The sequence below is a fragment of the Zooshikella harenae genome (genome assembly GCF_018837975.1).
Lineage (GTDB): Bacteria > Pseudomonadota > Gammaproteobacteria > Pseudomonadales > Zooshikellaceae > Zooshikella > Zooshikella harenae.
In genome coordinates, this window is the sequence record NZ_JAGSOY010000062.1 from 15,357 (window position 1) to 27,273 (window position 11,917).

At 39.7% G+C, this 11,917-nt stretch carries 9 protein-coding genes; all 9 read right to left on the minus strand.

The features are described from left to right. Positions 1-373: 373 nt before the first annotated feature. Positions 374-1,351 carry a L,D-transpeptidase family protein gene (locus tag KCG35_RS18850; protein WP_215821404.1) on the minus strand — a complete coding sequence of 326 codons (978 nt, stop codon included), beginning with the start codon at positions 1,349-1,351 and terminating at the stop codon, positions 374-376. Between the two features lie 783 nt (positions 1,352-2,134). Next, positions 2,135-3,025 carry a maltose ABC transporter permease MalG gene (gene malG, locus KCG35_RS18855; RefSeq protein ID WP_215821406.1) on the minus strand — a complete coding sequence of 297 codons (891 nt, stop codon included), beginning with the start codon at positions 3,023-3,025 and terminating at the stop codon, positions 2,135-2,137. A gap of 13 nt (positions 3,026-3,038) precedes the next feature. After that, positions 3,039-4,580 (minus strand): maltose ABC transporter permease MalF, encoded by a 1,542-nt coding sequence (gene malF, locus KCG35_RS18860; protein ID WP_215821408.1) that lies wholly within the window; start codon positions 4,578-4,580, stop codon positions 3,039-3,041. Positions 4,581-4,747: 167 nt separating this feature from the next. Next, on the minus strand, positions 4,748-5,941 hold the full coding sequence (gene malE, locus KCG35_RS18865) for a maltose/maltodextrin ABC transporter substrate-binding protein MalE (RefSeq protein WP_230409266.1): 1,194 nt from the start codon (positions 5,939-5,941) through the stop codon (positions 4,748-4,750). A gap of 204 nt (positions 5,942-6,145) precedes the next feature. Next, positions 6,146-7,072: a MalM family protein gene (locus KCG35_RS18870; protein ID WP_215821412.1), complete on the minus strand. Its 927-nt coding sequence runs from the start codon at positions 7,070-7,072 to the stop codon at positions 6,146-6,148. A gap of 105 nt (positions 7,073-7,177) precedes the next feature. Further along, complete coding sequence (locus KCG35_RS18875; protein ID WP_215821415.1) at positions 7,178-8,464, minus strand: maltoporin; 1,287 nt, start codon at positions 8,462-8,464, stop codon at positions 7,178-7,180. 306 nt (positions 8,465-8,770) lie between these two features. Beyond that, positions 8,771-9,355: a hypothetical protein gene (locus KCG35_RS18880; protein WP_215821417.1), complete on the minus strand. Its 585-nt coding sequence runs from the start codon at positions 9,353-9,355 to the stop codon at positions 8,771-8,773. A 278-nt stretch (positions 9,356-9,633) separates the two neighbouring features. Beyond that, positions 9,634-10,572, minus strand: coding sequence for a hypothetical protein (locus tag KCG35_RS18885; RefSeq protein ID WP_215821419.1), 939 nt, complete (start codon positions 10,570-10,572; stop codon positions 9,634-9,636). 482 nt (positions 10,573-11,054) lie between these two features. Continuing rightward, positions 11,055-11,810, minus strand: a complete 756-nt coding sequence (locus KCG35_RS18890; RefSeq protein WP_215821420.1) for a substrate-binding periplasmic protein — start codon at positions 11,808-11,810, stop codon at positions 11,055-11,057. Between the last annotated feature and the right edge of the window lie 107 nt (positions 11,811-11,917).

The window sequence follows — 11,917 nt, forward strand, 5'->3', positions numbered from 1 at the left end:
AAAAGGCCGCAGTTGCGGCCTTTTTTTTAAATAAATTTATATAATTCAACCTGTATTTTTAAATATGCATTAATACTATGTAATGAAAAATATACTTTTTCCTCTATTCATAAACAGCTATCTCAATTATTATTTTTGACAATACTAACCAGACAAGTAATTACAGCAACAATGATGCTCAAACTTTAGCTGGTGATAAGATACCCCTAATGGTTTGCAATAAGGGGTTGGAGAAAGGGTAAGGACAGCTAAGCACTCCTTCTCAAACTGTCTTTAACGACGAAGATAAACAACTCATATCCTACACAAGCGCATTTATTTCAAAACCCCACAGCTTGGGAAAACATTAGCTATTACTTGTGTAAGGTAAGCCTTAAAATAAATCCTTTACATATACCGAAGAAATCGAAACGCGCTGCGGTAAACCTGTTTCTTGCTGAATAACATCCAAAGCTACACTTCGGTTAATCGCAGTACTCGCTTCAGGCATCTTGTCTAACAAGTTACTTAGAACATACCGCGCAGGTTTACGAACAGTATCGGCTCGCTCAGATAACGGCTCATGTGCCTCAACATATATTTCACCATTCAAACGACCAATTTTATACGACTCATGAATAATCCGAACTGGTGTACCACGAGAAACCTGAGCAAATAATTGTTCGATATGATCTGGAAATAAACGAATACAGCCATGGCTAACCCGCATGCCTACACCATACTTTCGGTTTGTACCATGAATTAAATAGCTCCCCCCGTTACCTAATCGCAATGCAAATAGCCCTAAAGGATTATCCGGTCCAGCCGGGACAACGGCAGGAAGAATATCCCCTTTTTCGGCATGCTCCCGACGAATCGACGCAGGTGGCGTCCAAGAAGGATTTTCAATTTTTTGCATAATATTCGTCTTACCTTCTGGCGTTTGCCAACCACGACGGCCTATGCCTACAGGAAAAACAACCACAACATCTTCATTGGGAGGGTAATAGTAAAGGCGTAATTCTGCTAGGTTGATAATAATCCCTTCTCTTTTACCTGGTGGTAATACCATTTGCGTTGGCAGTGTCACTAAAACACCTTCACCAGGCAGCCAAGGATCAATATCTGGATTTGCTGCGCGAACGGTTAAAAAACCTAACCCTTCTCGTCGAGCAATTTCCATAAACGTATCCTCATACGCAGTACTCACTTGGCGTATATAGCCTACAACATTATCACCATTGGCAGGCAGAGGATAAACAGCAGCCCAACTTTGGCCGCAGCTAAGAATGATAATGCCACACCACAACCATGCGCGACATTTAGATACACTGTATCTAAATACTTTAACAAGCATACTTACTTCATTCATAAGAAGTTACTATAGATTAAATAAAGTCAATCAACCCGGAAAAAAATTAGCTACCTAATGTAGCAGCCAATTATCATACAGACAGAAAGAAAACGACATAAGTGTTCCTTCTTTTTTTGCTAAAAAAGTCACTTTATATAGCGCAATCAGTTAAACAATTTAAATTTGCAAAGGTTTATTGTCTTTTTTTAAAGCCTATTCAAGTATGCAGTTCACATTTATAACTATAATGTAGGCATAGAATATATACCTATAACGAAGGGTTACAGTCCCCCTTTGAACCCTAGGGATATAAAAGTGATACGTGAAGGGTATACAACCCCTCTGCTTAATGAGCACATAGGGACATAACTCATCAAGTAACGCCTTGACCGTCTCTCAACGAGACTAAACAGAGATAAGCAACAAGCTGTCACTTTCCCCCATTGAGGGTGTCGCAAAACTACTGCGCTTGCAAATACTGCGTTAAAAATCAGCTTAAAATGCTCATTTATTTGCTTTATTCGCCGATTTTGGTCTTGTCTTTGCTTCGCTCCTGAGCTTTTGCAACATCCTCATTTAACAAAAAAATTACTATTTTTAGAAGTGCCCTTAAAGCCAAATCGAAAAAATGTCGTTTCTGTTCTTCATAATAGCGCGGGATAGTCGACTTACACGCAAGCAAATGATTAATTTTTAACCACAAGAACATGGCAAAATTATTCATAATGATTATTTGATTATTTATTCAAATTCATGAATAACAACTGTTTTAAAATTAATGTTGGGATGGTCTATATATTTTTACCCTTTAACACCTCCCGCCGTGAGACCACTGATAATCCACTTCTGACAATATAAGAAGATCACCGTGATCGGTAAACCAGAAAGTACCGCCGCTGCAGCAAAATCGCCCCATAAATAATTTTGTTCATAGAGATACTGTTGAGCCCCTACAGCCAGCGTAAGCTGGTCAACATCTAGCAATAATACTGAGGCAATAGGATACTCAGCAATTGTGGTAATAAATGCCAAAATAAATACCACAGCTAGTATTGGAATACTTAAAGGCAGTAATATATAACGAAATGCTTGCCAGATTGTCGCACCATCAACAACAGCAGCCTCTTCAAGAGAAGCATCAATAGACTCAAAATACCCTTTGATTGTCCAAATATGCAGCGCCATCCCCCCTAACGAAGCGGTAATTACCGCACCATGAGAGTTAATTCCCAGCCAACTGATATGTTGACCTAATTGATCGAACAGTGCATAGATGGCAACCAACGATAATACGGGTGGAAACATTTGAAAGATCAGCATGGACTTAAGCATGATCCCTTTAAAGCGAAAACGCATACGTGCAAATGCATAAGCACTGGTGGTCGATAACATCAAAATCAATATCGCAGAAATCAATGCAATTTTTATTGAGTTCCACAACCAGGTTAATACGGGAAAAGGTGGCTGAATAACCGTACCATCAACTTGAGTATAAGGAAAACCTAACGCCAGAGACCAGTGTTCCAAAGATGGATTAACCGGTAATAAATGCCCAGTCGCAAAGTTACCTGTACGAAAAGAAATAGATAGCACCATCAATAATGGAAAAATAATTATTGCAAGAAAACCAATTAAACCTGCATGAGTCAGCCATACTCGGTACTTAACAGATGGAGGGTGAACCATCGCCATCGTTATATCTCCCTTATACCTTGACCTTGCTGAGGCGCAATTGCATAACAGCCAACGCACCCACCAGTAAAAAGATTAATGTTGCTATAGCCGCTGCCATACCAAAATTTTGCCCCGAATCCTGAAATGCCAATCGATAGGTATAACTCACCAATAAATCCGTAGTACCCGCAGGTGTCGTTGCCCCAATAATGTCTGGCCCCCCAGACGTTAATAAGGTTATCAGTACAAAATTATTAAAATTAAACGCAAATGACGCGATTAATAGCGGAGTTAAAGGCTTAATTATTTGAGGTAACGTAATACTGATTAGATTACGCCATGGTGATGCACCGTCAATCGCAGAGGCTTCATATAAATCTCCTGGGATAGCTTGTAATAACCCCATACATAACAACAGCATATAGGGATAACCCAACCAAGTGTTGACAATCAATATCATTGTTCGAGCCAACAAAGGATCGCTAAACCAATCAGGACGAACACCTAATAATGAACCTAATAAATAATTCACTTCACCTGCATTTTGATTAAATAACCCTTTAAACACTAAAATGGAAATAAAAGCAGGTACTGCATATGGTAAAATCAGCATCATGCGGTAAAAGCCTTTTCCTTTTAACAGATCCCACTGTAAAAGGTTGGCAAGGATAAGGCCCACCAACAAGGTAAAAATGACCGTACACAATGAAAATACAATGGTCCAAACAAAAATTTGTATAAAAGGTCCACTAATACTTGGGTCGAATAACACAGTAATATAGTTTTGCCACCCAACATAGGTTTTAAAACCTGGTGAAAATTTTACTCCCTGATTATTTTTATAAAACCCCGTTTGCCAATCAATACTGAGCACATCACCTGTTTTTTGATTTATTAATTGCTGCTGGTCATTTAATTGATAAAGCGGTGCAACAGCTGCAAAATGACGAAATCCAACCCACTGCAAGTGTTGACCATTTGGTAAACTCAACTTGATATTTTTAAGTTGTTTTTTATGCTGAATAATGGTTTTTATCGTTGCGGGTTCCTGGTCAGGCAATTCACTCACCAAGGTTAACGGTAGCGTCGTGTTTACGGGGTCTATGAGCGAGAAGTTTGAACTTAGATATGTCGTATTAGATTCATCATCTACCAAGGCAATAACAGCTGTTTTTTCACTCGTATTTTGTTGCTGGAAGAAAAGACGATATTTATATTTTTTATCGCTAACTTTATAAGTTTGTTGTAAGAAATACTGCTGCGCTTTAGGTAAATCCAATAAATGTTTTGCACTATAGTTAGTAAAACTTATACCTATTGTGTACAACAGAGGAAAAATGACAAAAATAACCATACCTGCAACAGCAGGAAATACATAGCGATGTGTATACGCTTCCTGCCGACAAAAGACAAAAGCAGCTGCACTCAACACAACTAAAAATAATCCGGCAAATGCTAGCTGCTGTTGCATGTACATGACAACGACAAGGTATAAACCAACCCCTACAACACTTAGGGGTAAAACCCGTTTTAGAAAACGAACGACAGAACTCAATTGAAGCCCGGTTAACATGATACTTCACCATGTTTATCCAGCAGCGAAACTGTTTGTTGGTATACCTTCACCTTTTCCTTTTGAGAGCATATCCTCCACACACAACACCTAAAGGCTAGGTATACCAAACTAAACAGTAACTACTAGAATTAATAAACAAATGTACCCAGCACTATGGGTATACGTTACTTGTTGCGTACAATACGTTTGGCCGCATCATCCAGAGCAGCTTTAACTGGCTGACGCCCTGATGTGATATTTTGTAATGCCGCTTTCATCGCAGCCCAAAATGCCCCCATTTCAGGCACGTTTGGCATGACTTCACCCGCTTGTGCATTATTAAATGTTGCAGCTATATTGGGATCTTTGCTTAGTTCTTCCATAAACTGTTTATTAGCAACGGCACCTAAGGGAACATCATCATTCACCTTTTTAAGTCCCTCAATTTTCAGCATATAATTTTCTAAAAACTCTACTGCCAATTCTTTATTTGGGCTTGCAGCATTAACTGTTGCCGCCAATACACCCACAAATGGTTTACCTACCTGGCCATTAATCTTGGGCAGTGGTGCTACGCCAAAGTCAATTCCACTTTTCTTAAGGTTGCTCCATGACCATGGACCATTAATCATCATTGCAACCTCACCTTTATTAAAAGCTGCATCCATGACACCATAATCAACGCCTTTAGGCATTACCTTCTCATCAATCATTTTTTTCAATAATGCCCCAGCTTGATAACCGCCTTTATTATTTACCCCAGTATCTTTTACGTCATAGTCACCAGAGGGTGTTTTCTTAAATGTATAGGCACCATAGCCTGCAAATAATCCCCAGGTAAAATACGTATTATTATAATCCCATAAAATGGCTTTTTTATTTTTTTTGGCAAGCTGACCACTTAAAGAAAAAATTTCATCCACTGTTTTTGGCGGCTGTTTAATAATTGCTTTATTGTAAATTAAACCTACAGCTTCCATTGCGATTGGATAACCGTAGACTTTTCCATCCACCGTCACGGCATCCCAGCTAAAATCAACAATACCGGATTTAATCGACTTACTGGGAGAAAGTGGTGCAATGAGTCCACTTTTTGCCCATTCACCTAACCGGTCATGAGCCCAAATAAAAATATCAGGACCATTTCCTGTAGCTGCAGCCTGTTGAAATTTATCCGTGGCTTTATCAGGATGAGCTACCTTTACCGAAATACCAGTTTCCTTAGCAAAGCGGTCACCAACAGCTTGTAAGCCGTTATACCCTTTATCACCGTTAATCCAAATAGTTAACTCACCTTCTGCAATTGCAGCTAATGCAGTTGTACTGACACATTGTGATATGAGAAAGCTTGAAGCCAGTAATGTTATTGTTTTTTTCATAAACGACATCCTATTAACAGCCTATCCCTTCGTGAATCATTCATAAACTGTTTCACCCTGGGCATACTTCGTGATTATCCCTGTTTCTTAACCGACAACACTCTAATTAGTTGCTGTATCCTTCTTTACTTGATCCTGCCTGATACATTTAAACTTCGCATCCCCCTTCATGCTTTTTAGGGGGGCGTAGTTTTCTGGCTGAGTTTATTGCTTCGGTTGAATACGCTCTAGCAAAAACGTGCGTATACCTTGCACACCAGCTCGTTCCCCTTCTTCAACTAAACGCAGGGCTTTAGCCATATCCCCTTTAGCAAGTGCCTGTTCGATCGCTTGTTGGTAATAGTGCTGTGTTTCGGGAAGTGCAGGTTTACTAGCAGGTGCAGATGCTGCCGACGGATAGACAACCGCAGGTGGTACATAGTCAGCACGTTCGCCAAACGATTTACGTTCCTGCTCCATCCGCAACTGCAAAACCCCTACTGCTGAATGTTTAGCGACAGGGTCAGGAATGGCTGGAGGCTGATTATGTCGTGCTAATGCATAGGCTTTGGCGGGATGTAATAAGGTGGTCGCTCCCTGCCTGTCCGACTTTGTTGTATATATCACCATATAGGTTTCATTCAGTGGATTACCGGGCAAACTGCGATCCACCCGAAACTGTCCATCAAGACTATCCCCTTTAAACCCTCTTGCAGGCCGATATTGAAAATCATTACCTCGCAATAATCGAGTGACCCGAAATTGACTATCCATTAACATGACCACAGGTTTAAATACTGTTTTTCCTGCAATACTGTAGAGTGTAATCGTTAGTGAATTAGCATGTTCAGGCAGCTTATAAGCCGCAAAAAAACTTTTTCCTGAGTCGAATTGATAGCTGGAAGATTCAAGATTAATCTCAACTTTCTGCTGTTGTCCTGGCTTAATTGATTGAAAAGGTAAATCTGCTAAGTGTTGGCAACAAACAGACGACGTTTCCAGCCCTTTATCAGCTGCTTGTCGGCTGACCGTCGATGCGTGAGGCCATGTACCTGTCCAATTGGTAATATCTGCATGTCCAGTGGATATAAATGCCAGCACAAAAACAACCGAAAAATACCGGAGAAATCGGTAATACACTGTTTGGTACATAAGAAGAAGTCCTAGCCTTGGGGAGGGTTAAGGCCACTTATAAGTGGCCTGATGTATACCCTGCTTAGTGGATGTAATATTAAGTTAGCGAATTGGCTTTATTAATTACCACCACGCTTCTACTTGCACGCCAAAGGTTAAACCGTCGTCTTCTCCAGCCTCAATCGCTTCACTGGCGGCATTATAATCATCACCATCCCAGCGAGCGTAAGTAGCAAAAGCTCTGATAACCGGTCTTGCCCAAAAGCTCCTGCCAGCAGACCATTGTTGTGCTAACGTCACTTTGGTGAGATCAACCGTCTCTGCCCCACTGGCTTGAGGCTTAACACGGTCATAACCCACCTCTAAAGCGGTACTCATTACATCATTCCACTTATAGACAGGTCTAATTCCCGCTGACATCCATGTTTGTCCCTGATTGTTGTCTAAATCTTTTTTCTCATAAATGCCCACATACATCCCTTCCAGATTTTCTGACAGTTCAACAACCCCCTGATTGACGATGCGGAACATTTTACCATCTACTGCCCGACTACCATTGTGGCCAGTTCCAACCATACCATCGGTAGCATATTGCAGTGCTAGTTTGTTGTAGCCACCAAACCAATTACTCTGTGTATGCTGTATAGTGAACAGGTAACCTTTTTCATCATCAAAATCTTTATCATCCTGTTCAGTATTTAAATTGGCTCGACCATAATCCAAACCCAGCTCCAGTTTACCATTCTCATTAACAGACAAGTCAGATAAACGAAAGTCAAAGGTATCATTGGCTACATTCGTTCCTGATGAACCACCTTTTGCTTGATAATCTTCATCGGTATTACGCAGCCATGCTAAAGATAACTTACCAAACCCTACATCAATATTTTCGATACCAGCACCAGGGCCAGATACATCCCAATAGTAATAATCATTAATATGCACATCATGTCGTTGGTAATAACGCTTACCTGCCCAAATATTTGCGCCAGGAAAACTTTCAAGGACATTTTCACCAATGACGTACATTTGTCTTAATGACGAAGTAGCACCATCACCGTTCAGTTCTTCCCAGTCATTTTCCTGATCAGAAACATAAGCGATCATAGAGTCAACATAGAAACGTTTCCCCCCTTCATTAAAGAGTTCTTGTCCTAGCTGTATTTCTGCATAAGTCTCACACTCGTTGCCTAATCGATACTTAGCGCCTGCACCTCTCGCCTTGAAGCAAGCTTGGTCACCCCCGCCTTGAGTACCGCCAATACCTGACCGTAAATAGCCATGGAAATCTACAGCAGATACAGGGGAAGAAAACAAGCTAGGTAAACAACAGATGAGGGTAATATAAGGAAGGTTATGTTTTATTTTTTGCCATCTACCACGATTTCTATTTTTATTATCTCGACGCATAATCTAACACCTCTATGCGCATGGGCCATTAAAAATGGACCTACATGCTTTTCACTGCTTTAGTCACAAACTAGATGGTGAAAAATTATGTGTCAAAAAACATCCTCCCCCCTGGATAAAATCCAGGGCGTAGTCGCAAGGGGGAGAATTGTTTAGCTTTAGACGTAGGGTCTACACGTGATAGGAGAGATCACATACCAAGGTCATTTGGTACACAACTAAGACCTAGAGGAACAAGTGAAGTTCAATCTCAACAGAAAAAACTTAAAAAAGTGTTCGTCACTTGTTTTTCTTGCAAATGAGTTATCATTTATTTTTAGCGCTAATAGTAAAGCGCTTACGTGAAAGTAATCCAGCCAATCCAATCAAGCCTAAACCAAATGTACTGGGCGCTGCGACCTTAATGATAGAAATCCCATCGATTAGAAAGAAACTATCAAAGCCACCAAAATTTTGCAGTGCAATAGCACCATCCTCATCACCCGTAAACTCATAACTAAATGTCTGCCAAGAACCAATCCCATCAACTAAACTGGCAATAGTTTCACCAGTATGAGGCCATTCTGGATGCAACTGAAAGCTTCCAGAGGCTCCATCGGCAACTAAATACTGAAACTCAATTTTATCCCCTTTACGCCACTGAACATCAGTCCAAATTAATGCAGCACCTGTGGGTATAGCCGCAAAATAATCGCCAGATGCAGCTGTATATACTCGTCCTGAACGATCAGTATACGCCTTAACAATTGAAGGCTCTCCCATACCTAGTTCAAAAAAACGATCACCCAGATCACCATCTTCAAAATCATCATTGATTAATGATGCCTGAATATTACTCATCCATCCCATAGTCATTACACAGACTAATAGGGCTTGCATTAGCTTTAACATAGCCTCTCCAGTGCAATTAGCACGAATGTACTCAACAAAAATGTACCAGAAAAATACATTGTAAGAAAAAGACAGCCTCTGTAGTGTAAAAAAACAATAAATTTTGCATGAGTTAACAGTCAACAAGTGAACAGGAGCATATATGTCCACAGTGAAGGGTATACATCAAAAGAAAGGTATAACAAATGACATAGGAGGGATAATTGCGCTGACATGCTCTCAGCTCAATTACAATCACATAAAATGTAAAGCTGAACGGTCATAAGTAGGAAGAAGGACTAGCCAGCAAAGAGCAATACTAACCCTACAATTAATACGAGCCCCATTACAAACCATAGGATACCCGCCGTCAACGCGGCGGCAAAAGCTTGTAAAATAGTGAATGTCCAGGCAATCCACTCACTTGAAGACTTATCCGATAAAATAGCTGAGCTTGACTTATCGAGTGCAAGTATATCTGTTAACAAATTATAATTCTGCACTTGTTGGCTTGAGTGAGTGCTACTAAATTGTTTAGCCTTAATAGCAGCAATATTCTCAATCCATTGATTAGGTAACGTAAGTTGATCCGCTGACACCAACACCAACATGTCAGCCATCAGTTCGAGATACTGGCCACCCGGGTGTAAAAAATTTCCCAGGTACATAAAATCTGAGGCAGGTAATACATCGGCAGGTCCATCATAGTCAACAAACAATTTAATCAGAATACGCCCATCATACTCTGCCAACATCATACAGGGTAACTCCCGTCCCCCCCAATTTAGCATTGCAGGACAAGGGAAACGCTTATCTAATAGTTGCTCGTAGTGAGGGGGAATAGCCGGATCACGAGGCATAATATTAAGGGGTTGCTCAAAAAGTACATCCAGGGAAAATAGCGGAAAGCTATGACAAAAACCAAAACTGGCATCATCAATAGCTAAACAACGAGCCATTGCTCGAGCTTCATAGTTCAACAACTCTGTAGCTACTGCAGGATTAAGACTAAAATAATGAAACACATTCTCATCTGAGATCATCCAATACCCCAGATTTTGATTGGGTAAACGTTCACACAGCAGTTCTATACTCGGAAAGTCTGCATCAATATTATCTGGGTCGTCAGGCCAATCAGACACTAACTGCCAATAAAAACGGCTTCCCGAGATAAAGGGCTGCCACAGTGGCAGGAATTTTTCATCTGTCCGTTGGGTGAATGAATCAAATGGCTCCATATACCTGAGCGCCTTTTAACTCATTTTAAATTCATCGGGTTTAAATTCATTCTCTCCCCTCGTTTTTCTACTGTCACTGCTTTAAGTTTAACTGGTTAATGATTGTTTACCTACTTAAAGCAGGAAAAAGTTCGTCAAGAACGTGACTACCGATAATTTTTTTCAAAATCTGCGCGTCAATAACCAGTTAAGTCTAGGGAAAAGTGATTACAAAAACTAATCATTATGAGCATTATAGCATTTATAACTTTTCCCCATTTAAAACAACACCTCAACAACGACACCAAGACCATTTTTTACACTTTTATTTTTTTCAAAAAAACAAACATGCTTTAAAAGCAACCGCTCAAAATTAAAATATTAAAACTTAATGCCACTAAAAAATACTGGACGTGACATCATGATTTTTTATAGTCACGCCCAATATTATAAATGAATAGATATTCAGTATGGAGGCAATAGTCTTTTCATCAATCCTTCTTTTATTTTAGGTACTTTTCAGTAATTTTATCCATTAAAGCTTTATCAGCTTTTACCGATTCAAGCGCTTTTTGATGGGCTTCAACAACACTATCATCAATGCTTTTATTAAATGCAAAGTAATGCTGACCTAGCTTTGTACTATAAACAAAATCAAAATCAGCAGGACTCAGTCCTTCCTTTTTCAATAACCATTTTGCTACGGTTCCATTATAAGAAACAGCATCAACTTTGCCACCCTGTAACTTTTTGACCATTGCATAAAAATTTGTTGAATGCGAAAGGTTAGATTTTTTAACACCTGCATTTGCTAATACTTGTTCACCAATATCATCACGAATTACAGCATATTTATATTTACCAAAGTCAGTATCTGACTCAATTTTCACACCTTTGGGATTACCTTTTCGCACCATAATATCATTAGTGGCATCTGTTAAAGGTCCTACCCATTTAAATATTTTTTCCCGCTCAGGCGTCCGCGTCGTTGAAAATAAAATATTCATACTACCATCTTCTTGAGTAGTACGATAACCTCTCACCCATGGTTGTAGTTTAATATCTCTATAACTATTTTTACTGCCCATTTTTTTGAACATTTCAACCAAAACATCCGTATTGATACCTGTGGGGTTACCATCATTCCCTTTAAAGTTAAATGGAGGAAACTCTTCAGTAATATAGTTAACTCCTTGCGTTGGATCTGCCCAGGAGTTGACTCCAAACACTAATAATAAAGCCAAAAATAAAATGCGCATAACTTATTACCCTTTTACATTCACTACTATACGTAGTAGATAGACTAGCAGGGTATTTTCAAATGCCACGATAAAAAAGGATTAACTTTATTATCCAATCATATAAA

Bases quoted from the DNA above. Each gene is read 5' to 3' on its own strand.
- malG (WP_215821406.1), bottom strand. From the start codon at position 3,025: ATGGCGATGGTTCACCCTCCATCTGTTAAGTACCGAGTATGGCTGACT.
- KCG35_RS18850 (WP_215821404.1), bottom strand. From the start codon at position 1,351: ATGAATGAAGTAAGTATGCTTGTTAAAGTATTTAGATACAGTGTATCT.
- KCG35_RS18880 (WP_215821417.1), bottom strand. From the start codon at position 9,355: ATGTTAAAGCTAATGCAAGCCCTATTAGTCTGTGTAATGACTATGGGA.
- malE (WP_230409266.1), bottom strand. From the start codon at position 5,941: ATGAAAAAAACAATAACATTACTGGCTTCAAGCTTTCTCATATCACAA.
- KCG35_RS18890 (WP_215821420.1), bottom strand. From the start codon at position 11,810: ATGCGCATTTTATTTTTGGCTTTATTATTAGTGTTTGGAGTCAACTCC.
- KCG35_RS18885 (WP_215821419.1), bottom strand. From the start codon at position 10,572: ATGGAGCCATTTGATTCATTCACCCAACGGACAGATGAAAAATTCCTG.
- KCG35_RS18875 (WP_215821415.1), bottom strand. From the start codon at position 8,464: ATGCGTCGAGATAATAAAAATAGAAATCGTGGTAGATGGCAAAAAATA.
- KCG35_RS18870 (WP_215821412.1), bottom strand. From the start codon at position 7,072: ATGTACCAAACAGTGTATTACCGATTTCTCCGGTATTTTTCGGTTGTT.
- malF (WP_215821408.1), bottom strand. From the start codon at position 4,580: ATGTTAACCGGGCTTCAATTGAGTTCTGTCGTTCGTTTTCTAAAACGG.